At 51.6% G+C, this 23014-nt stretch carries 23 protein-coding genes and 1 riboswitch; of the genes, 1 reads left to right on the top strand and 22 read right to left on the bottom strand.

The window, feature by feature from the left end:
* Nucleotides 1-5 precede the first annotated feature (5 nt).
* The 22 genes from AC0YOA_RS10380 to AC0YOA_RS10275 all read right to left on the bottom strand — a co-directional run bounded on the left by AC0YOA_RS10380 (nucleotide 6) and on the right by AC0YOA_RS10275 (nucleotide 22083).
* Entirely contained in the window at nucleotides 6-539 is a 534-nt protein-coding gene (locus tag AC0YOA_RS10380; protein WP_379114571.1) for a spore maturation protein, read from the bottom strand.
* Nucleotides 532-1239, bottom strand: coding sequence for a nucleoside recognition domain-containing protein (locus tag AC0YOA_RS10375; protein WP_475786489.1), 708 nt, complete (start codon nucleotides 1237-1239; stop codon nucleotides 532-534). The genes AC0YOA_RS10380 and AC0YOA_RS10375 overlap by 8 nt, the downstream gene beginning before the upstream one ends.
* Entirely contained in the window at nucleotides 1233-2450 is a 1218-nt protein-coding gene (locus AC0YOA_RS10370) for a D-alanyl-D-alanine carboxypeptidase family protein (protein ID WP_475786488.1), read from the bottom strand. Before AC0YOA_RS10370 ends, AC0YOA_RS10375 begins: the two co-directional genes overlap by 7 nt.
* 343 nt (nucleotides 2451-2793) lie before the next feature.
* The gene (gene ytfJ / locus AC0YOA_RS10365) at nucleotides 2794-3282 is read right to left on the bottom strand and encodes a GerW family sporulation protein (RefSeq protein ID WP_475786487.1); all 489 of its coding nucleotides are present in this window, start codon (nucleotides 3280-3282) and stop codon (nucleotides 2794-2796) included.
* Nucleotides 3283-3374: 92 nt separating this feature from the next.
* Nucleotides 3375-4070, bottom strand: a complete 696-nt coding sequence (locus AC0YOA_RS10360) for a DUF2953 domain-containing protein (protein WP_475786486.1) — start codon at nucleotides 4068-4070, stop codon at nucleotides 3375-3377.
* A 65-nt stretch (nucleotides 4071-4135) separates the two neighbouring features.
* Nucleotides 4136-4756, bottom strand: coding sequence for an SMC-Scp complex subunit ScpB (scpB, locus tag AC0YOA_RS10355; protein ID WP_475786485.1), 621 nt, complete (start codon nucleotides 4754-4756; stop codon nucleotides 4136-4138).
* Nucleotides 4725-5504, bottom strand: a complete 780-nt coding sequence (locus AC0YOA_RS10350; RefSeq protein ID WP_475767963.1) for a segregation and condensation protein A — start codon at nucleotides 5502-5504, stop codon at nucleotides 4725-4727. Before AC0YOA_RS10350 ends, scpB begins: the two co-directional genes overlap by 32 nt.
* 17 nt (nucleotides 5505-5521) lie before the next feature.
* Nucleotides 5522-5995: a 6,7-dimethyl-8-ribityllumazine synthase gene (ribH, locus tag AC0YOA_RS10345; RefSeq protein WP_210041652.1), complete on the bottom strand. Its 474-nt coding sequence runs from the start codon at nucleotides 5993-5995 to the stop codon at nucleotides 5522-5524.
* A gap of 58 nt (nucleotides 5996-6053) precedes the next feature.
* A complete protein-coding gene (locus AC0YOA_RS10340) occupies nucleotides 6054-7295 on the bottom strand; it encodes a bifunctional 3,4-dihydroxy-2-butanone-4-phosphate synthase/GTP cyclohydrolase II (protein ID WP_475786484.1) in 1242 nt (413 codons plus the stop codon).
* 36 nt (nucleotides 7296-7331) lie between these two features.
* Nucleotides 7332-8027, bottom strand: coding sequence for a riboflavin synthase (ribE, locus tag AC0YOA_RS10335; RefSeq protein ID WP_475786483.1), 696 nt, complete (start codon nucleotides 8025-8027; stop codon nucleotides 7332-7334).
* A 34-nt stretch (nucleotides 8028-8061) separates the two neighbouring features.
* Nucleotides 8062-9159, bottom strand: coding sequence for a bifunctional diaminohydroxyphosphoribosylaminopyrimidine deaminase/5-amino-6-(5-phosphoribosylamino)uracil reductase RibD (gene ribD, locus AC0YOA_RS10330; protein ID WP_475786482.1), 1098 nt, complete (start codon nucleotides 9157-9159; stop codon nucleotides 8062-8064).
* A 175-nt stretch (nucleotides 9160-9334) separates the two neighbouring features.
* A riboswitch (FMN riboswitch) is annotated at nucleotides 9335-9533 on the bottom strand.
* Between the two features lie 254 nt (nucleotides 9534-9787).
* Nucleotides 9788-10135 (bottom strand): hypothetical protein, encoded by a 348-nt coding sequence (locus AC0YOA_RS10325; RefSeq protein WP_475786481.1) that lies wholly within the window; start codon nucleotides 10133-10135, stop codon nucleotides 9788-9790.
* Between the two features lie 166 nt (nucleotides 10136-10301).
* Nucleotides 10302-10733, bottom strand: coding sequence for a peptidylprolyl isomerase (locus AC0YOA_RS10320; protein ID WP_210041668.1), 432 nt, complete (start codon nucleotides 10731-10733; stop codon nucleotides 10302-10304).
* Nucleotides 10734-11316: 583 nt separating this feature from the next.
* Nucleotides 11317-12648, bottom strand: a complete 1332-nt coding sequence (lysA, locus tag AC0YOA_RS10315) for a diaminopimelate decarboxylase (protein WP_475767971.1) — start codon at nucleotides 12646-12648, stop codon at nucleotides 11317-11319.
* Nucleotides 12649-12777: 129 nt separating this feature from the next.
* Nucleotides 12778-14514, bottom strand: coding sequence for a spore germination protein (locus AC0YOA_RS10310; RefSeq protein WP_475786648.1), 1737 nt, complete (start codon nucleotides 14512-14514; stop codon nucleotides 12778-12780).
* A 420-nt stretch (nucleotides 14515-14934) separates the two neighbouring features.
* Nucleotides 14935-15369 (bottom strand): stage V sporulation protein AB, encoded by a 435-nt coding sequence (locus AC0YOA_RS10305; RefSeq protein WP_210041672.1) that lies wholly within the window; start codon nucleotides 15367-15369, stop codon nucleotides 14935-14937.
* Nucleotides 15362-16015 (bottom strand): stage V sporulation protein AA, encoded by a 654-nt coding sequence (locus AC0YOA_RS10300; RefSeq protein ID WP_475786480.1) that lies wholly within the window; start codon nucleotides 16013-16015, stop codon nucleotides 15362-15364. The genes AC0YOA_RS10305 and AC0YOA_RS10300 overlap by 8 nt, the downstream gene beginning before the upstream one ends.
* Before the next feature lie 376 nt (nucleotides 16016-16391).
* Complete coding sequence (gene sigF, locus AC0YOA_RS10295; protein WP_210041676.1) at nucleotides 16392-17147, bottom strand: RNA polymerase sporulation sigma factor SigF; 756 nt, start codon at nucleotides 17145-17147, stop codon at nucleotides 16392-16394.
* Between the two features lie 20 nt (nucleotides 17148-17167).
* On the bottom strand, nucleotides 17168-17614 hold the full coding sequence (spoIIAB, locus tag AC0YOA_RS10290; RefSeq protein WP_210041684.1) for an anti-sigma F factor: 447 nt from the start codon (nucleotides 17612-17614) through the stop codon (nucleotides 17168-17170).
* Nucleotides 17611-17964 carry an anti-sigma F factor antagonist gene (spoIIAA, locus tag AC0YOA_RS10285; protein WP_210041686.1) on the bottom strand — a complete coding sequence of 118 codons (354 nt, stop codon included), beginning with the start codon at nucleotides 17962-17964 and terminating at the stop codon, nucleotides 17611-17613. The genes spoIIAB and spoIIAA overlap by 4 nt, the downstream gene beginning before the upstream one ends.
* 388 nt (nucleotides 17965-18352) lie before the next feature.
* A complete protein-coding gene (locus AC0YOA_RS10280; protein ID WP_475786479.1) occupies nucleotides 18353-19543 on the bottom strand; it encodes a D-alanyl-D-alanine carboxypeptidase family protein in 1191 nt (396 codons plus the stop codon).
* Between the two features lie 287 nt (nucleotides 19544-19830).
* On the bottom strand, nucleotides 19831-22083 hold the full coding sequence (locus AC0YOA_RS10275; RefSeq protein ID WP_475786478.1) for an FAD-dependent oxidoreductase: 2253 nt from the start codon (nucleotides 22081-22083) through the stop codon (nucleotides 19831-19833).
* A gap of 117 nt (nucleotides 22084-22200) precedes the next feature.
* Here AC0YOA_RS10275 and AC0YOA_RS10270 point away from each other — a divergent pair, with 117 nt between their 5' ends.
* Nucleotides 22201-22995 carry a helix-turn-helix domain-containing protein gene (locus tag AC0YOA_RS10270; RefSeq protein ID WP_475786477.1) on the top strand — a complete coding sequence of 265 codons (795 nt, stop codon included), beginning with the start codon at nucleotides 22201-22203 and terminating at the stop codon, nucleotides 22993-22995.
* Nucleotides 22996-23014: the final 19 nt, after the last annotated feature.

Genomic DNA, 23014 nt, shown 5'->3' with positions numbered 1-23014 from the left:
TTGTTTCATCCAAACACATATAAACAGATAATAATAGCAGCTATAAAGCCGACCAGATCGGAGAAAAGCCCGACTTTCAAGGCATAGCGGCTGCGGCGGATGCCGATCGCTCCGAAATAAACAGTAAGCACGTACAAGGTCGTATCCGTGCTCCCTTGAATCGTCGAGGCCATGCGCCCTATCATCGAATCGGGTCCGAAGGTCTTGATCAGCTCCGCAGTAAAAGCGAGCGAACCCGCTCCGGTCAAAGGCCTGAGCAGGCCCAGGGGGAGGACTTCACTGGGTACGCCCAGCTGATCAAGCAGGGGACTGATCAAAGAAGCGAGCATATCCATCGCTCCCGAAGCCCGGAACATGCTGATGGCAACCATCATTCCCACCAGATGAGGAATAATGTTGACGGCTGTGCCGAAGCCGTCTTTGGCACCCTCCAGAAACGTCTCGTAGACTGGAATTCTGCGAAAGGCGGCGTACAGCGGAATAAATACGATAATAAAAGGGATCATCCAGGCCGATATCACCGTTATCCATTCATACAAGAACCTCACCCTTTCCGCTGCCAACGCTTCCGTTAGGCGGGGCGCCGTCATGAGCAATGAACTCACGAGGTTCCTTTACAGGCGAATCAATATGACCTCCGTCCTTGTCCGTCCATTTCGGCGGCTTAGCGCGGCTTCTGTACCATCGGTCAGCTGCGATGGCAGCTACGGTGGCCACCAGTGTTGCAGCCAGGGTAGTCCCGACAATTTCGGCCGGATGCGCCGAGCCATAGGTCATCCGGATAGCAATCAGGGTAGTGGGCACCAGTGTGATACTGGAAGTATTGAGCGCGAGCAGTGTGCACATGGCAGGCGTGGCCGTTTCCTTGTCGGGATTCAGCTTCTGCAGCTCCTGCATGGCTTTGATGCCCATGGGCGTGGCCGCATTGCCGAGTCCCAGAATATTGGCGCTCATATTGCTCATAATGTAGCCAAGCGCCGGATGCCCTTTGGGGACATCCGGAAACAGGAAGCGCACCACGGGCTGCAGCAGCGAGGCCATTTTGCGGAGGAGACCGGCGTCTTCGGCAATCCGCATCAATCCCAGCCACAGCACCATGACGCTGATTAAGCCGAAACTGACCGATACGCCGTTCTTGGCCCCCTCGAAGGCCGCTTCCGTCAGGGCTTCCATACGACCATTAATGACCGCGGCAACAAAGCTGATTGCAATAAAAAATAACCAGATCCAGTTTACCATCCTGCCCTCTCCTTCCCTCCAAATAACATAGAGAGTGTCAGTTTCAACGCACTTCCGAAAGAATGCATTGCCGGCTTGGCGGCAGTCAGATCGGCATCCTTCTCGTCCGCAGGTGCCCGTTCCGGCTGCTGAGTTTGCTGAATTCGGCTGCTCTGCGGTTCATATACAGGTGTAGAGCCGATTTTCACATCCCCCATATACCAATCAATTTTCCCCCGCTCACCGAGCAAGTACTCGGTCTTCCTGGAATCGGTTAGCACCAGCTTGGAGCGAAGCTGTTCCTTCTCCCCCTCCGCAAACGGATAAAGCATTGTGCGTCCTACCGACAAGGGATAGCCATTAACTGTCTGTCCCTTATGGGTGACCTCGGCGAGCGGATAGTTGGCAAAGCCCCAATCCAGCAGCTTCTGGTGATCTAGCCAATCATTGCCGTCGTTCAACGTCACAACCGCCAGCTGCTGACCTTCTCTTGTCGCCGAGCTGACCAGGCAGCGTAATGCCTGTTTGGTGTAGCCGGTTTTCACGCCATCCGCCCCATCATACATCGTGAGCATTTTATTTTTGTTTTTCCATGTATAATCCCATTCATCATTTGGATTGGGAGCCGTTTTCACTTTGGTTTTCACAATCTCTTTGAAGGTCGGATTCTTCAGCGCATAAGCGGTCAGCTTGGCCATATCATTGGCCGTTGAATAATGACCTTCGATATCAAGTCCATGCGGGTTCATAAATTGTGAATTCGTCATCCCCAGCATCTGTGCCTTATCGTTCATCATGTGGACGAAGCCTTCCTCGGAGCCGCCTACATGTTCGGCAATCGCCGTTGCCACATCATTGCCGGAGCGCAGCATCAAGCCGTAAAGCATATTCTGCAAGCTCATTTCCTCGCCCAGCTTCAAATAAATCGATGAGCCTTCCCTGCCTGCCGCCCGCTTGCTTGTTTTCACCATATCCGAGAGCTTGCCATGCTCAATGGCCACAATGGCCGTCATGATTTTGGTCAGGCTGGCGATTTTCATCTGTTCATCACCCTGGGAGGTGTATAGAAGACGCCCGGATTCCACATCAATGAGAGCGGCAGCTTTCGCATGTGTCGTAATCGGCTCCGGAGCGTCGGCATATGCAGCAAGCGGGACACCAATACCAGTGATCCCTGAACATGCAAGGGTTACAATCCCCGTAAGACCAATCAATAAACGGACAAGCCTCATACGCTTCCTCCTAAAGAGTTTTTGGTGGTCTTCATTGAATAACCACCCATTGAATACCAAAAACTCACTTCGTAAGCATAAACTTAGAGTTTTTGGTGGTCTTCATTGAATAACCACCCTTGAATACCAAAAACTCGCTTCATCGTGATTCAGCCACTGCTTTTAAGCATATGTAATCTCTGATGAATGGGTCTTGTACTATTATATGAACAAGCTGTCTGGTTATGCCCTTTGTCCTGTTGTCCGGACAAGCACGTAAAAAAAAGAAACCGCCAGGGATGAACGGTTTCTATAGGTGCTATCCACTTACGGAACTCCAAAGCCCGTTAAGACGCCGAGCATTTTAGATATATTTTCCTTCGGTTCGGTCGTGCCGGTCAATATGAAGCGAATCACGATCACGGTCACGATCAATATCCAGATCGTCCCGCTGGAACATGCTTTGAATTTTCTCAAAAACCTTTGGAGCGGAGTCAATGACACGCTCCATAAGATGAGTCTGGTTATCAAGAGGCACAATACGGACGCCATGTACGCCCACTACCAGAAAAGCGATAGGCGTGATGGATACGCCGCCGCCGCTGCCGCCTCCGAAGGGAAGCGACACGGATGCCGAATGTCCTTCATGCTGTTTGGAATGGTGCTCGGTCTCATGATCAAAACGGATATCACTGCCGCCTGCCACAAAACCAAAGCCAACCTTGGATATCGGCATAATAACACTGCCGTCCGGGGTCTGGACGGGATCGCCAACGATGGTATTTACATCCACCATTTCTTTAATATTTTCCATTGCGGTTTGCATTAAGCCTTGAATCGGATGGTCTGCCACTGGGTTATCCTCCTTAAGATCAATCATATCGTCAATCCCAACCTGCACATTGCAGTCTTTAGCGTTCCCCCAAGCCGCATCCTTTATGTGATTCAGGCACGCATTAAAATACGCTGCCAGCCAACCAAACCCTTGGGAATACCCTTGACCTTCTTCAGGCGGTACATCAATACGATAGTGGCGTAAATCGCGTAACCAAGACGGATTCTTGCTTTAAACCGGCCTTCAGTTGCAAAATAAACCTGGTTATATACAGGCTGTACCGTGAGCACGGGATCATGAGTCAACCGGATAAGCTGGGATAACAGGCCAATCGACGTTGTTTTGGCCGACCAGATGAACCCGGTTACCATGGCCGTCCATACCGCATCGCCAGTCCCCACTGCCGTATGCCATTTCCATTCGGTTACATGAATATGTCCGAGGGTCCGCCTGGCCCACCCGAATAGATCTCTGGTTTGGCCCAGAATCTGTATAACAGTTTGAAAAGACTTCATAGCCGTATGTGAATCCATATGATCGGTAGATGATTGCTGTTTGCTTCCGCCCAGATTCTCCGCGGTCGCTTCTTTTTTCATTTCCAGCCCTTCTTCTTTCATCTGTATATCGGGCAGCTTCCAGTGGTAATGAACCAATCCCATAAGTGCGCGAATCCGCAGCTCAGCCTGATCATCCTGACCGATCCGCTTCACATGACCACGAATCACGACAGGCGAAAGTGCAGCGGCTAACAAGAGCAAAAAAAAGAGACCTGCCGCGATCATCCATCCGAGCGGGTACCCTAGCATGGGCTACTTTCCCCCGTTTCCCTATAATTGGTCGGATATAGTATGACCTAACGGACAAATCTCATTCATGTTTCATCATCATGTGCTGCACCTGGCACTTCATCAATCGTAATCTGTCGGTTCTCCAGCTTGTCGAACAGCAGCTGCGTTTGCTCGTCCAGCGAATCATCATCGACATCCGCCGGCTCGGGCAGCGCATCCAGACTGGCCAATCCGAAATAATCCAGGAATGATTTGGTCGTCCCGTACAGAATCGGCCGTCCAATCGCTTCGGCACGGCCTACGCCTTCAATCAGATCTTTGACAACCAGTGTATGCAGGGCCCGATCACTCTTGACGCCGCGAATTTCTTCGATATCCACGCGTGTAATCGGCTGCCGGTATGCCACAATGGACAAGGTTTCCAGCGCCGCCTGCGACAGGCTTGATCTTGTCGGCGTATAGGCCATCCGCTCAAAATAGGAGGAATGGGCCGGGTTTGTCGTCAATCTGAACGCGCCGGCAATGAATGACATCTGGATACCGCGTTTTTTCTGCTTTAATTCCTTCATCAAATCCTTGGCGATATCGGAGGCTACCGTGGCATCCAGCTCTAAAATATCCGCCAGCTGCTTGACGCTCAAGCCTTCGTCTCCAGCCATAAACAGCAGGCCTTCAATAATCGATTTCAACTTCGAGAATTCCACTTTCTACTGCTTCTCCTCTCCAATGAACGACTATATCGTCAAATAATTGATGCTGAAAACATGTAACCTGCTTCATCTTCATCAGTTCCAGAATGGCGAGAAAGGTAACGACAATTTCATGGCGGCCCATCTCCTCGCGAATCAGCTTGGAGAAGCGGACGGTTTCATGCTCGCGCAGCAGGTCCATAATATCACGGATGCGATCCTTCACTGAGATCTCGTCCCGGTGAATAGTCGACACCATATTCCGTCTGACCGCTTTGCGCAGCGCCTTCTGGAACGCTTTGATCAGGTCTCCGACATGCAGCCCTTCAATGGGGTTAACCGGCTCAGCCTTCATGAACGGCGTCAGATCCTCCGGCTCCTTCGTATACAGAAGGCTCCGCTCGAATTCCTGCTCCCGCAGCTGCTCCGCAATTTGCTTGAATTTCCTGTATTCCACCAGCTTCGCAATCAATTCGTCATGAGGGTCCAGACCATCGTCTTCCCACATGTCGTAATCATCCTCGATAACCGGCGGCTTCGGAAGCAGCTGTCTGCTTTTGATGGACAACAAGGTAGCCGCCATAACGAGAAATTCGCTCGTAACTTCCAGCTCCAGCTCCTGCATTGCACTTAAGTAATCCATATATTGATCCGTGATTTCACTGATGGATACCTCGTGAATGTCAATCTCTGCTTTATCGATCAGATGAAGCAGCAGATCAAGCGGACCTTCGAACGCTTCCAGTTTGTATGTTACCGTCATGACGGCCAAGCCCCTCCTTACCCTTGCAGCTGTCTGGTCAGGTTAGCCATCTCAATGGCCGTTACCGCCGCTTCCCATCCTTTATTGCCCGCTTTCGTACCCGCGCGCTCAATAGCCTGCTCGATCGTGTCTACAGTAAGAACGCCAAAGATTGTCGGGACGCCGGTTTTCAGCGCTACAGCCGAAACTCCCTTGGCTGCCTCATTGCATACATAATCAAAATGCGGAGTCGATCCGCGTATTACCGCGCCAAGGGTTATGACGGCGTCGTATTTTCCGCTCTCTGCCATCTTCTGGGCGATCAGCGGGATTTCAAATGCGCCTGGAACCCAGGCCACTTCCACATTGGCATCATCCGTGCCATGACGCTTGAAAGCGTCAAGCGCGCCGCCAAGCAGCTTGCTGGAAATAAATTCATTGAACCGTCCAACGACGACTCCAAAGCGTTGACCTTCATTTACAATTAAATGTCCTTCATATATATGCGGCATTTTGATGTCATCCTTCCATAAATGGGTTTGTCTTTGCCTCTATAAGGCAAGAAATTAATTAAATTTCAAATTCCAGCAAATGGCCCAGCTTATCCTTCTTGGTGTGAAGATATTTCTCATTGTTCTTATTGGATACCATTTGAATCGGAACACGTTCAACCACTTCTATTCCATAACCTTCAAGCCCTTTAATTTTCCGTGGGTTGTTGGTTAACAGACGCATTTTGCTAATGCCCAGATCTTTCAGGATTTGAGCGCCAATGCCGTATTCCCGCAAATCGGGAGCGAAGCCCAATTTAATATTCGCGTCAACCGTGTCGAATCCCTGCTCCTGCAGCTCATAGGCCTTTAATTTGTTGATCAGACCGATTCCGCGGCCCTCCTGACGCATATAAAGCAGGACGCCGGAGCCGGCTTCTTCAATCTGGCGGAGCGCCGCTTCAAGCTGCGGACCGCAGTCGCAGCGGTGGGAATGGAACACATCGCCGGTCAGACACTCCGAGTGGACACGAACCAGTGTCGGCTTGTCGGGATCGATCTCGCCTTTAACAAGGGCCACATGCTCCTTGTTGTCCACCTCATTCGTATAGGCTACAGCGCGGAATACACCAAAATCAGTCGGCAGATTGACATCAACCGCACGCTCGATAAGCTTTTCCTTCTCGTTGCGGTAATGTATCAAATTCTGGATGGTGATCAGCTTCAGGTTATGCTTGTTTTTGAATTCCACCAAGTCGGGAAGCCGGGCCATGGTGCCATCCTCTTTAATGATTTCACAGATCACCGCAGCGGGTGCGGAACCGCACATCCGGGCCAGGTCGATAGCGGCTTCCGTGTGCCCGGTACGGCGCAGGACGCCGCCTTTTTTGGCTATGAGCGGGAAGATATGGCCCGGGCGGCGGAAATCGGCGGCTTTGGTATTCGGATTCATCAAAGCCTTGACCGTTTGTGAGCGCTCGCCTGCGGAAATGCCTGTCGATGTGGATATATAGTCAACGGATACGGTGAAGGCTGTACCGTGATAATCCGTATTATGTGTGACCATCGGCGGCAGCTCCAGCTCCTCGGCACGCTCCTGGGTGATGGGCACACAGACAAGGCCGCGGGCTTCAGAAATCATAAAATTAATGATTTCCGGCGTTGCTTTATCAGCCAGCGCAATCAGATCGCCTTCATTCTCGCGGTCTTCGTCATCCACAACGATAACCGCTTTGCCCAGAATAAGATCATAAATCGCGGCTTCGATGCTGTCAAATACTTCGTCTTCCTTTAAATACGAATTCTGCTGCTCTTCTGTCATGTTGGTATCCTCCTTTATCGTCTAGGTGTCGGTCGCTTAATAAAAGCCATTGTCAGCCAAAAACGCGGCTGTGATCCCTCTGGGGCCGGCCGCCTGCTTGCCGCCGCCTGCTCCATTAGCTGCTCCCTCTTTAGCTCCGCCTTTGAAGTGGAGCAGATGGTCCACATATTTGCCCAGTACATCGCATTCGATATTGATGCTGCTGCCCGCCTGCTTAAGCTGCAGAGCGGTCGCGCGAAGCGTGTGGGGAATAATCGAGACTGTGAAAGCAATGGAATCCACATCGACCACCGTCAGGCTGATACCGTCAACTGTGATCGAGCCTTGCGGAATTACATACCTCATCAAGTCGCTGTCATGCGGCCGAATCGTAAAAACAACCGCGTTTGCATCCGTTGTCCGGGTAGCAATGGTTCCTGTCCCATCCACATGTCCCTGAACAATATGGCCGCCGTAGCGTCCCCCTGCTTTCATAGCCCGCTCCAGATTGACCCTGTCGCCTGGCCGTGTATCCTTCAAGTTGGTATGGCGAAAAGTTTGCGGCATCACATCTGCCGTGAAAGTTGAACCCGACAGCTCCGTTACCGTCAGGCAAACGCCATTTACGCTGATGCTGTCGCCAATCGCCGCATCCTCCAGCACGCGGGAAGCTTCGATTGTCATCATCATCGCTTCCCCCTGCTTATAGCTTCGCTTCAGGGCGCCAATTTCCTCAATCAGACCTGTAAACACGCCCACACCTCCCTTACAATTTCTTCAATCTTGTTTAATCTGCTTCCGGCAGATGCTTGTAATCCGGATAACCTGTCAGGCAGAGATCACTGCCGATACGTTCAAAAGTCAGCTCGGACAGTTCAATCGCCTCACTCATTTTTTCAAATCCGCCAAACGTGAAAGCTTCGGGCGAGGAGGGACCTCCTATCAGCTTGGGCGCAACGAAGAGGATAATCTTGTCGATAAGCCCAACTTCCAGCATAGAGCCGTTCAGCACGCCTCCGCCTTCGAGCAGAATGGAAGCAATCTCAAGCTCGCCGAGTTTGTGCATCGCCATGCGCAAATCAACTCTATCGCCCGACCCGCAGCTGAGCACCTCTACCCCTTGTGCCTCAAGCTCAGCTCTTCTCCCGGCATCAGCGCCTTCGACAGTCAGCACAATGACGCGGGAGGTACGATCCTTTAGAAGCCTTGCCTTTGCTGACAGGCGAAGCCTGGAGTCGACTACAATGCGGATCGGGTGAAGAGCAGGAACGCTCAGCCGCGTCGTTAATTCCGGATCGTCCGCGATTGCCGTCTGCACCCCGATCATGATCGCCATATTCTGATGCCTTAAGGTGTGTACAAGCGCACGCGATTCCGGCCCGCTTACATACCGGCTGTCGCCCGTCCTGGCGGCGATTTTCCCGTCCAGCGTCATCGCTGTTTTCATCGTTACGTAAGGCAGCCTCTTGGTAATGAATTTATTGAAGGCATCATTCATACGGCGCGATTCTTCACCCAGCAGTCCGACCTCAACGGCGATTCCTTCTTCCCGAAGACGGGCAACACCGCGGCCTGCAACCAAGGGATTGGGATCCAGACAAGCGACCACCACCCGGGAAACCTTTGCTTCGATGATCCGTTCACAGCAGGGCGGGGTCCTCCCATGATGACTGCATGGCTCAAGGGTTACATAAACGGTAGACCCTTCCGCATTTTCTCCAGCCATTGCAAGCGCATGTACCTCGGCATGGCCTTCCCCCCGCTTGAGGTGGGCGCCAAGACCGGCAATACGGCCGCCATTCACCACGACACAGCCGACAACCGGATTAATGCCGGTTTGCCCTTTCGCTTTAGATGCCATGTCCAGGGCCAGCTTCATGTACATTTCGTCATTCAACACCTCAATGGAAATAAAAAATCACCCCTATGCAGGCAAGCTGCCGACGGGGTGATGGTTTGAAAATCTTGAAAAAGACGGATCAAAGGCACATTCAAACAAACCAGTCATCTTTGTGAAAAAAAGAACAAAGAAGACAAGAAATGAAAATGAGCTTTGCAAACGTCCCCTTCTCCCATCCAGACTGTACTGTCGGTCCCGGATTTACACCAGGTCCACCGTTTCACTGCCGAATCCTCACTAGGAGAACCGATATTATGCGAAACGGGTCACGGACTGACAAAGCCGGAATTCGGGTAAACCCTCATTCACATGCTTTGATCACCGCCGGTTGGGAATTTCACCCGACCCCGAAGGTAGTTGCAAATATTTGATGTTGCTTAATCCTACCAAACAAATGGATTAACTTGATTGAAATAGTACCACTTGAAAATGAAAAAAGCAAGGATTTTCATCCTTGCCTCAGTTAATAGCCCAATAGGCTTGCTCTTTGAATTTTAATTTAATTATCAGGTTTGTTTCATTTTGTCTTAAGGTAGGGCCGCTATACTTCTAAATAACGACCCCCCATTCATATAGATTGACTTGACCCGCTCATGCCAAGCGGGTCCTTTTTTTATTTCTTGTAGCCTGGCATGGTGTAATCCTGATTGGTCAGTTTAGGCAGTATCTTCATGGATTCAATATGCTTTTTCGTCTCCAGCGTGCCGATTTGATAAATATATGCGTACAAATCTCGAATATCTTCGCTGTACTGCTCTTCCGATTTATCATGATCCGAGGATTTAAACGGAATGATCGCGCGCAGCGATGTGATATCGTCCGTATATTTTTCCTTGTCCAGCTTATGCTGAAGCAGAGCAAGTTCGTCCTCGCTCGCCTGAACGGTTAATTGGTCTGTTCCGGTCAATTCCGTTTCAATCGTTCCAGAAGTGATGGACACATAATAGGTTTGAGGCAACATATGAACCCCTCCTCTCGATTCGCAGCATTCGGCCGTGACAAGCGGCGAAAACGGTAATATTAGCTGCGTTAAAGGTTATTAAACGAGTCTCCTCCCTGCGAAACAAACAACCCGTGCAGGCATGAACGCCTGCACGGGTTGTTTGGCTTACCGATATATAATAATTTTAAACTTCAACGACTTCCACTTTTTGCATTTTGTCGCGGCCTTTAAAGCCATCCACATGCTCCATGCCCTCGGTTACTTTGCCGAAAACCGTATGCTCTCCGTCCAGATGAGGCTGCGGCTGAAACACGATGTAGAACTGGCTTCCCCCTGTGTTGCGGCCGGCATGGGCCATCGCAAGCGCTCCGCGCTCATGCTTGTTCGGGTTGATCTCACAATCGATCTGGTAGCCTGGACCGCCGTTGCCGATACCGTTCGGACATCCGCCTTGTGCGACAAAGCCAGGAATGACACGATGGAATACAAGACCGTTATAAAAGCCGTCATTTGCCAGCTTCTCAAAGTTTGCTACCGTATTGGGCGCATCTTTTTCGAACAGGTCGATTTTTACCTCTGCGCCGTTTTCCATGGTGATTTTTGCTTGTTTTGCCAATTTGATCATATCCTTTCTGGAATTAAAATTAACATCCCCCTAAATCCCCCTTCGCTAAGGGGGACCCCAGGGCGCTCCGCCCCTGGACCCCGGACGGGGCGTGACTGCTGCGGGGCCGTCTTCGATGAAACTTTCGGCGGTGGGATCGTTTACGTGCGCTTACGCGTACACACTTGACTTTTTCCGCGTTTAAGACACTTTTTGCCCGTGGTGCCTGCTGCTTTCGCCGCTTTCCCGCAACCGTCTGCTACTTGCCGCGTCCTGCCTTCCGTCCGGAAGCTGACCTTTAGAGATCCGTTCGGCTGCGCCAAGTGTTAAAGGTCAACGACATCAAACCTTAAAGATCAAGACATCAAAGATTAAGGATCAAGATACTACACCTTAAAGATCAAGATACCAATACTTGAGGACAAGATCAAGGGATCGTTCGGCTGGGCAAAACGTTTGGTATTACAAAGCAGAAAACTGTTTCTCATCTGACTTTTGATATTATAGCATGAACGTATGTGTATACAAAGCATGTCCCCCACAGAAAATCCATCAGCTGTGGGGGACATCGGTGACAACGGGATAATTCAGCGCTTTATTTGGCAGCGGATTGCTGCAGCATGCGGGCCGGGATGACGTCGTTGCCGATAATATCGTCCATTGATTCGCGTTTAACCACAACATCTGCCTGGCCGTCTTTGACAAATACGACTGCCGGACGGCGAATCCGGTTGTAGTTGCTCGCCATGGCGTAGTTGTAGGCTCCAGTACAGGAGACAGCGAGCAGGTCGCCGATTTCCGCTTTTGGCAGCTCAAGATCCAGAATAAGCTTGTCGCCGCTCTCGCAGCATTTGCCGGCAACGGTTACGGTTTCTACAACCGGATCATTGGCGCGGTTGGCGAGCATAGCTTCGTATTTGGATTCATAAAGAGCAGGACGCGGATTGTCGGTCATCCCACCGTCAACAGCAATATATTTGCGGACTCCCGGGATTTCTTTGCTTGTCCCGATCGTGTACAAGGTCGTTCCCGCATCGCCTACCATGCTTCTGCCTGGTTCGACCCAGATCTCCGGAAGCGGATAGCTGGCTGCCGAGAAGTTGGATTTGATGGAATCCGTAATAGCCTTCACATATTGAGAAATCGGGAGCGGTGTGTCGTCCTCCGTATAGCGGATGCCAATGCCCCCGCCAAGGTTGATGACGCGGAATGTGATTTTCAACTCATCGCGTACTTTCACGGCAAAGCCGGCTACTTTGTCGACCGCCATCTGGAAGCCTTCGACTTCAAAAATTTGCGAGCCGATATGGGAATGTACGCCCAGCAGCTCAAGATTAGCCAGCGAAGCCGTTTCTTCAATAGCGCGATAAGCGGAGCCATTGCCCAGATCAAAACCGAATTTGGAATCGGTTTGACCTGTTGAGATGTAATCATGCGTATGGGCTTCAACACCCGGCGTGATGCGCAGAAGCACATTGACTTTTTTGCCCTTGTCGCCAGCCAACGCGTTCAGCAGAGCAAGCTCGATGAAATTGTCCACAACAAAACAGCCGATATTGGCATCAAGCGCCATATTGATTTCCTCCGGAGTCTTGTTGTTGCCGTGGAAATGAATGCGTCCAGCCGGGAACCCCGCTTTGATAGCGGTGTACAGCTCGCCGTCCGATACGACATCAAGGGAAAGATCCTCCTGCTCCGCAATCGCGCACATGGCCATAACGCTGAATGCTTTACTGGCGTAGGCTACCTGAAATTTCAGGCCCGATGCCCGGAAAGACTCGACATATTCGCGGGCACGCTGGCGAACAAGCGCCTCATCGACAATATATAACGGTGTTCCGAACTGCTTCGCGAGATCTGCGGTATCGCAGCCGCCAATCTCCAAATGTCCCTGCGGGTTGATTTTACTGGTTCCGTGTAAGTACATGTATTTCCCTCCGTGTTCTCCAATTATTCGAATTGGCTGGTTTGCACCATTTAACACGAGTATACCCGATTCCCCCACTGACCGAAATGGATAAATACGCATTAGATTTGTATTTTTTGCAAAATGGAATTACTTCTTGTTGCTCTCGGGCATCCGTTTGCGCTGCTGCGGCTTAAGCATATTCGGACGGGTGCGGTTGTGCAGGACAGGTATGCGGATGATGACACTCCATAGTCCCTGCATATCAAATGGAATGAACGGCCACATATAGGGACGGTTGAATGATCGGCTCACGACCAGATAGATAAGCAGAAAGGTTGTCCCGATCATGAAGCCCGGCACCTTGAATGCAGCCACCGCAACAATGAGAATCAGACGGACGATCCGGTTCGCAAGACCAAGCTCATAGCTTGGTGTCGCAAACATTCCGATCGCAGCAACAGCCATGTACAGAATGACCTCATTGACGAACAGCCCGGTCTGCACCGCGATGTCGCCGATCAATATAGCGGCTATCAATGACATGGCTGTGGCAAGCGGCGTGGGTGTATGCACAGAGGCAAGCCGCAGCATATCAACGCCCAGCTCGGCCAATAGAAATTGAGCGACAAGCGGCAGCCTGCCTGCCTTCTGCACACCAACAAATTCAAGGAAATGCGGCTTCAGCTCCGGCTGGAGCGTGAACAAAAACCAGATCGGCAGCAAGAAAAGCGATGCGAGTATGCCTATATAACGCACCCAGCGCAAGTATGTGCCAATGAATGGCGTCTGACGGTTCTCCTCGGCATGCTGAATCAGATCAAAGAAGGTTGTCGGCAGCATCATGACGCTGGGTGTCGTATCCACGAAGACGGCGACATGGCCCTCCATCAGATGCACAGCCACCACATCGGGTCGCTCTGAATACCTTACGAGTGGAAAAGGGTTCCATCCCCGCTTCACGGTTGCTTCCTCAAGCTGCTTGTCAGCAAACGGCAGACCGTCCAGCTTGACCTGCGATATTTTATCCCGAATCGATTCCACCAGTTCCATGTCGGCGATATCGTCGATATAAGCCAAACAGATATCCGTCTGGGTGCGGTCTCCGAGCCTCATGATTTCATAGCGCAGATGCTTGTCCCGCAGCCGTCTGCGCACGAGCGTTACATTCACAAGCATCGTTTCCACAAACCCGTCGCGGCTGCCGCGCACGACGCGTTCAAGCGACGGCTCTTCCGGCTGCCGTGAGGGGAAGCTCTTGGCATCGATCATGAGGAGCGTGCTTTCCCCATCTATATAAAGAGCCGTTGCGCCGGACATCACGGCTGTCATCATATTATCCCAGTCGCTTTCGCGGGCGACCTGGACAGCCGGGACGTATAATTCAAGGAAGGAGTGAATCACGCCCGTGGATAAATCTTCAGGCTGCAGATACGTCAAGCGTTTCAGCACCTCTGTAAGCACCGTATCCTTGGCAAAACCATTAAGGAAAAACAATGCGGTCCGCTTCTCGCCGAATGTCATTTCCCTGACGACCACATCGAAGCTTTTTTTATAACCGATCTCATCCTCCAGTTTCTTGATAAATAACTCAAGCACCACCGGTATCGGATGCGGTTCGCGTTTTTGCTTCTCCTGCCTTTGCTCTTTCCACTTCCCGATAATAGGATCTATTTCGAATTCCTGCTCTTCCCCAATTGCCGATCCGGCCTGACTCTTATCAGCATTCCGGCTGTCAGACTCCGGCACGGAGTCCCTACTTGCGAATTCCCGCTTAAGCTTAAGCCCCTGCTCCTCACCGTCAGCTGATTCTGCTCCTACAGCCGGGTTCTGCTCCTCTCCGTCACTAGAGATTGCCCGCATTCCCTCGTCTTCTGCCGCTTCCATCCCGAGATCCTGCTTTCCTCCGCCGGTTGTTTCTGATTGAAACTGCTTCTCTATATATCCGGGTTCGTCCTCGCCTTCCCCCTCCTCACTTCCTGCAGAATCTGCCTGAAGTACCCCCTCCTGCGCTTCCATCCTTTCACCGGAGTCTTCCCTGCCATCCGCATGTTCTTCTGATTGCGAATCCACCAGGGCATCTGCAAGGATCTCAAGTTCCTCCAGCAAAGGCTCAATATCCACTTCTTCGCCTATTGGCCGAGGCTTAATGCCATAATTCCCTTCCTTCCATTGCCCTTCGACAGGCTTAGGGATAATCATGGGAGAAGGTTTAAATTCTTTATGCTCATCCAGTCTCATACTCCCTGCCTCCATTTAGAAAATATATAGTCAGTCCTGCGGACCAGTAAGAAGATTTGCAAGAATTCATTCCGGCCATTGAAAATAGAGCCAGTCGAATAATGAGCCTACGATCTTGCCAAGCACCATCGCCGTCACCAGCCATACTGTAAAGCTGCTTAAATTCAGCCTTTTCGCCAGAATGGGCAGAACATTCATGACCTCGGTGAGAGCTGCGGCCAGCATGCCTACGAAGATACCGTCGAACAGCCCCATGAACGCCAAAGTAAGATGGCGCGGCAGCGACAGACGCCAGTCCATAAAATCCGCCAGGGACCAGTACACCGCCCCCAGTATAACGGAGCTTTCAAACCAGATTGATTTGCGGTAGGCAAAAGCAAGCTGGGCCAGTCTCGGAATGATATCAAGCACAATAATCAGAGCTACAAACCCGCTTCCGACAGCAAGGCCCCCGGCAAGGCCCAATATTGCGGCAAATCCGTTAGCGGCCCAGCTAATCATTGCGGATCTTCGCTTTCATCGGGATGTTTTCGTTCTTTTTATACATTTCCTCGGCGATGACGCAGTCATTCACATTTTCCTCGTATATATAAAGCTCGACTTCCAGCGGATTAGGTTCCTCGTTAAACCTTTTACGGAACAGACGGTTAAAAAAAACGATCATTCCCGCCCCGATTCCGATGGAATAAGGAATTTGAAACCACAGTGGGTGATCATTCTTGCGGCCGGTCACAAGCTCCGTAATCCGGATGTGAACCTCCTTCATGCTGACATCCGTGTGGAAATTCATAATGGCGAGCCCGGATCCGAAAAACAACAACAGCCAGGCTGCCGCCAGCACAAGCATCTTCGGTTTGGGCGGATTATCCAAAACGATGACCAGCACCTGCGGATCTCCGAAGGGTTCGATATCCACTTCAGCTTCGGCCTCGCGAATGGCTTGAATGATCTGGAGCAGGTCGATAACTACACGGTTCCCGTCCTTGCTCTTATGCTGATGAAGCAGGAGAGTCTGGAGCCTGGACTCCATCACAGAGTCGGCGCTGAAGATACGGGCCGCCTGCCCAAGCGTGACGCTTCCGCCAGGCTTGATCAGGATTCGCTTGCGCAGACGCAAATAAAGAGTCGAATTAGCTGCTGATCCCATGTCCGCTCCCTCCAATCACCCGTGCCCAACTGGGGTTATTCCCTTTAGTATGATTAAAGGCTGCCTTGGATAGTCACCCCTGCGCGAACAATTTCTGCCATTATTCCGTACGCAGCCTGCTTCGTCTGTCTTTGCACGGCCAATACTGGGGTTCTCCCGCTGCAGACGGGTAGTGGTAATACTTGTAACCCGCTTTCTGCCTTTATTGAAATCTGAATGTTCAAGAAGAAACGGCTTCGTCGTTCTTTGGGTTAATTTTCTTCCGTCAAACCCTATAGAAATTTATAGGCGTGAAACTTATGCATTCTTTAAAGTCAAAAAAAAACCGGTTACCCCATATAAGGGCAACCGGTTTTATGCTGCAGCACCTATTCCTCTACAATGCAATCTGATCGCGGATCAGCTGTAAAATCTTTTTCTCCAGCCTGGATACCTGGACCTGCGAGATCCCAAGCCTTGCCGCAACCTCAGACTGCGTCTGATCGCGGTAATATCTTAGAAAAACAATAATTCTCTCCCGCTCCGACAACCCGCTGATCGCCTCGGAGAGAGCCAGCTTATCAAACCAGCGGTCCTGGGAATCATCGGCGATCTGATCCATTAAGGTAATGGGGTCGCCATCATTCTCGAATACCGTTTCGTGGATCGAGGTAGGCGGCTTATTCGCTTCCTGGGCGAACACGACATCCTCCGGCGTAATGCCAAGTGATTCCGCGACCTCTTTAATTGTCGGCAGCCTTCCAAGCACCTTGGACAGCTCGTCCTTCGTCTTGCGCACCTTGTTTGCTGTCTCCTTAAGCGAACGGCTGACCTTGAGCGTCCCATCGTCCCGCAGGAAGCGCTGGATTTCACCGATGATCATCGGCACGGCATAGGTGGAAAATTTGACATCGTAGGACAAATCGAACTTGTCCACCGATTTCAACAGACCGATGCAGCCGATTTGAAATAAATCCTCCGGCTCGTAGCCGCGACCCATGAACCGTTGAACAACCGACCAAACGAGCCGGATGTTGCTGTGCACAAGCGTATCGCGAGCAAGCGTATCCCCGGTTTGACTAAGCGCAATCAACCGCTTGACTTCAGAATCGTCCAAAAATGGCTGCGCCGTTTGTTTCAGATTAACATCCATGCGGTTCAACCCCTATGCGCCTAATTAAAAAGCGCTTTTTTCGATTCGATGCGCTTTGTCATCGCAATAGATGTGCCTTTACCCGGTTCGCTCGAAACGTCAAAGCCATCCATGAAATTCTCCATAATCGTAAAACCCATTCCGGAACGCTCAAGCTCCGGCTTGGAGGTGTAAAGAGGCTGTCTGGCCAAATCCAGATCTTCAATTCCATTGCCGTCGTCCTTAATGACAATTTTTACGGTATCGCCTGTAATGACCGCCTCAATCGTAACCATGCCGCTTGCATCGCTGTCGTAACCATGAATAATGGCATTGGTGACCGCTTCAGAAACGACTGTCTTCAAATCGCTCAATTCTTCCATGGTCGGATCAAGCTGGGATATAAACGCAGCAACCGCAACACGGGCAAACGACTCATTTTCCGAACGGGCGGAAAATGTCAGCTTCATCTCATTCGTTCCATTCATGAGACGACCTCCAGACTTGTGAGCGCTAAACGCTCATTCTCGTGAATCGATAAAATTTTGAACAGACCCGACAGCTCGAACAACCGGTAGACGCCCTGGTTAACATCGCAGACAACCATTTTGCCGCCCTTGGCCTTGAGCTGTTTGTATCGGCCGAGGATGACGCCAAGGCCAGAGCTGTCCATAAACAGAAGATCCTTCAAGCTAAGAATGATATGATCGGTATTGCCCCGCAGAATCGCTTCCTCCATCTTGAAACGAACGACATCGGCCGTGTGGTGGTCAAGCTCGCCACGCAGCCTTACGATGAGCACATTGCGATAATGCTCCAATTCCACCTGCAGACTCATAGCCTTGTTCACTCCCAAAAGTTTTTGCGTTTCTGCACCCGGAAGATCTCTCCCAGAATCAAAAGATATCGAAAGAGCCTGTCCAGATTTTACGAGAAAATGCCTGAACGATACGTCAAGCAATCCGCGAAGCCCGGCATACAGCGGCCCTCAGCATAGTAGCTATGCTGCGTACCGCCTGCTTTCGCAAGTACCCGCATGATGTTGAACAAGGAATTCTCTATCCCCGCTTCCGATTCCTGCCTCACGACAAAACTAGAAGCTAGACGCTATGAGCTGACAAAAAACGCTTGGTTGGCAGAATTCGCCGCATGTTGGATAGGCCGGTTTCGGCTTGCCGAAAGCCTAAGCCTATCCCTCCGAAGCAGCTCGGCTTACGCCGAAAGCTTTAAGAAAACAGGTTGGCGCCGGCGCGTTTGAACAGTTTCCACCATCCGGCGCGCTCAACCGTAGCAGGCGAATCCACCTGGAATTCGTTGAGTACCTGATCGCCCTGATAGACGATCAGTTTGCCGATCGGATCATTGATGGTTACAGGCGCTTTGAGCGGCTCCATCCGAAGCTCATAGCGGATGTCCTTCACCGGGCTCCCTTTCTTCAACAGTACGCTGTAAGAGTGTTTCGCTTTGAGCTCCAGCTGCGGAATATTGCCCTTCTCCACTTGAATGGTGCCCATCTTATCGCCTTCCTTGAAGATTGAATGGTTCATATATTGAGCGAATGAGTAGTCAAACATTTGGGATACTTCCGCGTTGCGTGTCTTTGTATTCGGCTCTCCCATGACAACGGCGATAACTCGCAAATTATCGCGGCGGGCCGTTGCGGTCAGACAGAATTTGGCTTCCGTCGTAAAGCCCGTCTTCAAGCCGTCGGCTCCGCTGTAGAAACGGACAAGCTTGTTCGTGTTGACAAGCCAGAACGGTTTCTCGCTCGATTTGCGCAGGTAGTCCTGATAGAGTCCCGTATATTTTGTAATTTCGCTATGCTTTAGCAGCTCCCTGGACATTACTGCGATATCATGCGCAGACGAGTAATGGTTCGCTACCGGTAGTCCGTTGCAGTTTTCGAAATGCGTATTCTTCATTCCAAGCTCGGCCGCGCGTTTGTTCATCTGGTTGACGAACTCCGCTTCAGTCCCCGCAAGCTTCTCGGCCATAGCCACCGAGGCGTCATTGCCCGATGCAAGCGCAATGCCCTTGATCATTTCGTCAACGCTCATTTCCTCGCCAGGCTCCAGAAAGATCTGCGAGCCTCCCATGGATGCTGCATATTCGCTGGTGGATACCTTATCCGTGAGTTTGATTTTCCCTTCGTCCAGGGCTTCCATAATAAGCAGCATAGTCATCACCTTCGTGATGCTTGCCGGCGGCAGTGGGGCATGACTATTCTTCTCGTAAATAATCGTTCCGCTGTCGGCATCCATCAGAATGGCCGATTTGGCGGACTCCGCCAGGTTTCCCTGAGCGGCAGGCGCCGTTTTTGCAGGCGCTTCCTCGCGCGCAAACGCAGCTGCAGGTACAGTTAACACCATCACAGCCGTTATACATCCAACTAGTAATTGCTTCCATTTTCGATTCATTATTGTGGTCCCTCCTAGGATGATGCCTGCGCGGAGCAGGGCCGCTTTTCGTCTACTATCTCATCCTTAGTGTGGACCGATCGCAGCTAAAATATTCCAAAATGATTAAGAAGAATCAAACAGAAAGAGACATGCGTTTCGCATGTCCCTGTAATGGATACGAATATCCCGGCAGCCCGGACCACTACAGTCCGGTGAAAAGAAAGCCAGTGCACGCGAAACCCTCTTCCAATCCCAGCACTGCCGGTTCGCCAGCTTGTTCATTTCCGGCCATATGCCGGGCGCGCCTACTTGCCGTAAACCCGGATTTCCGAAACTTCGACCCGGGGACAGCCATTGGTTTCAGAAGCAGCAAAGCGAAGAATCCCCGCTGTAACGGCTTCGGGCAGGCGGTGGATTCTTTTTCGCCGACGGTTATTGTGAACCTCGGCCACCACCATCCACTCTCCCGAGACCAATACCTCAAGACGGTAGCTTTTCACAAGCTCCGGTATCACTTCGAACGGCGTAAAATGATGATGCAAATTGATCAAATCCTCATTCACATCGTCATTGAAGGTAAGCTGGATCTCGCTGATTTGCTGCGGTACATCCCAGCGAAGCTCAACCCATTCCTCCTCGCCTCCTGCCAGCGGCCCGGAAGACCACAGCTGCGGCCCCCCGTAAGGCCGCCCGAAGCCGCCTGCAATTTTATCCGGTGAATAGGCTTCCGTAGGCTCGGTCAGACGAATGCAAAACGGTTTGCGAACCTTGCCCCGCATGCTCCACTGCACGACGGGCTGATCCGGCTGGACCTCTTCCAGATCGGAAGAAACAATTGGCTTCCGCCCTTTCTCAAATACAAGGATGCCCGTCTGAGGCTGCGCAGAGGTGTGCAGGGAAATCGCTTCATTCGCCTTGATGATAACAAAGGCGTTGGCAGGGGACTCCGGACGCCACTTTGCCGGAATATGCACCCATTGCGTTTGTCCTGGCGCAACGGCAACCTCATATCTACCAAGCTGCGTATGCGGTACGTAGTTTTCTCCCCGGCCGGTATGCCATATCTCGATTGTCAGCATCGTATTAGCTGCGGCCGTGATCAAAACATCCATCCCGTTCAGTTCAGGATCCACCGGAACCAGCACACCCATGTCAGCGCTCAGGGGTGTTGAACCATCAGCCGATTCTACGGCGAGCCTCTTCAGACTGCTTGAAGCTGACAGAATGGCTGTCCGCGCCAAATCCTGAGGATCCCTGTTCGGTACCCCGATAATGGAGGCATCCTGCCTGAGCATGGTCTGCTGGAGAAATTCCAGATGGCTGCCGTGAAGCTCCCTCGGAGCAATCCCCTTCTGGACGCATAAAGCGGCTCCTGTACCTGCAGCTTCGCCGATTACCGCGCAGGTGGCCATAACCCTTGTTGTCCCGAAAGCCACATGCGAAGCGCTGATATCGCGTCCCGCGAACATCAGATTGTTGACGTTGACAGAATACAAGCTGCGGAACGGAATGTGATAAATGCCGTCAGCGTACAGATGCTTCGACCCGCTTTGCTGGGAATAGACACCCTGCGGCGGGTGCAAATCGATGGACCATCCCCCGAAAGCGACTCTGTCCTCGAACGGCGTTTGGGCCAAAATGTCATTCTGATGCAGCACATAGTCGCCGAGGAAGCGGCGGTACTCCCGTTTCCCGGGAACGCTTCCAACCCATTCAAGCGTCATCGTCCCGGAATCGAACTGCCCCGAATTTTTGATATAATCCCAAATCCCGTAGATGACTGACCACAGCTCATCGCGGATCCGTTCATTCTCATTTACAATATCATGCTCTCCGCCCCATTCAATCCACCAGTAGGCGCATCCGTTGTCGCCGCTGCGAATAACCCGCTTGATCGGAATGTTGGTGGCAGTGATATCCTTGGCGAAGCTGGGCGCAATATATTTCACCGGCTGTCCGGTATCCTTCGTGTAGAACAGCAAGGTGCTTCCCAGAGTAATATCATCGGCAACTTCAGGTGCCCAAGCCTCATTGTATTCCGATGTGGCTTCCCTGCCGATGCGGTGCCTGGCTCCGGCCAGAAAGCCGATGAGACCATCTCCAGTGCAGTCAAGAAACATCGGGCTTTCGAACCGGATGCGGCGCTCGGAGCCCATCATCCAGCCTGTGACAGATTTGATGCTGCGGGTTTCCCCGTCTCCATCGGCTTCCGCTTCGTGCACATCCGTGTTCATGAACAGGCTGATATTGGCCTCGGCACGAACCGCCTCCAACAATACGAGATCCCAGATATATGGATTTCCCTCTTTGTTGCGGTACTGGTTCTCGACGAACAGCTCGCCCATAATGCCCGTCTCCCGGGCGTACCGGTTGGTTCCATGGGCCGTTGCGCCGCATACCCACACTCTCACCTCACTGCTGGAGTTGCCCCCGAGAACAGAGCGGTTGTGGACCAGCGATACCTTCTGTCCCAGTCTGGCAGCAGCAATGGCAGCACATATACCCGCCAAGCCGCCTCCTATTACCGTTATATCCGCGTTGATCGTTTCGTTTCTCATTTTGCACCGCCTTATGAGTAAATGATTTTAACTTTATTTCATTGTATATGAACCATTTACCACTATGAATGCACCATGTTACAATATGGGATATACTTTATTTCATAATTCAAAGAGGTGATTTCCATAATTCGCTCCTGTGGAATCAAGCTGTTCGCCCATCTTTACTGGAACAGCAAACAAGCCTTTGCACTGAGCAAAGACCGCTATCCCTATTGGACTCTGTTTGCCATGGAAAAGGGTGAGTTTGAATACAGCATCGGGGAACAAAGAGGCATTGCCGCAGAAAATGATCTGATCCTTTGCCCGCCGCAGGTCTGGTTTCACCGCCGCGCCCTGAAACCGGTAACTTTTCATTACGTTCAATTTGAATGGCTTGCCGGCGAAGAGAATGTGGATTATCAGCTCGAGGAGGTTCGTGTCAGAATCGCGGATAAGCTGCGGCTGTCGACCAGCTTTGCCCACTTGCGGCAGCTCTCTGAATTCATGGACGAGAGGTCACAGTGCTGGAAGGCATACATGGTGGAAGATATGCTGAACATGGCGGTAATGGAGCGTGAAAGGACGGCAAGGCTGCCGAAGCCCACAGGAGACACTCGTATGCTTGCGGTGCGGAAGGCACTTCAGGAGCAGGCGCTCGAAGCGCTGCAGCTGGGTGAACTGGCCTCAGCCTTCGGTATGTCGCCGGTTCAGCTGACGCGGCGTTTCCGCGCTTCCTTCGGCGTGACGCCATCTCAATTTATAACCGATATCAGGCTCACCCGTGCCATTCTTCTGCTCAAAGAAACAGCGCTGACGATGGATGAGATCGCACAGCGCTGCGGGTATGACAACGGCTATTATTTTAGCCGCGTATTCGAGAAGCACCAGCAGGTGCGTCCATCTGTGTACCGCAAGCTGAATCAGGTCTGACAGACCTGTTCACCTTGGC

The sequence above is a fragment of the Paenibacillus sp. JT22N12 genome (genome assembly GCF_056269365.1).
This window is presented reverse-complemented; position numbering and strand designations above follow the sequence as displayed.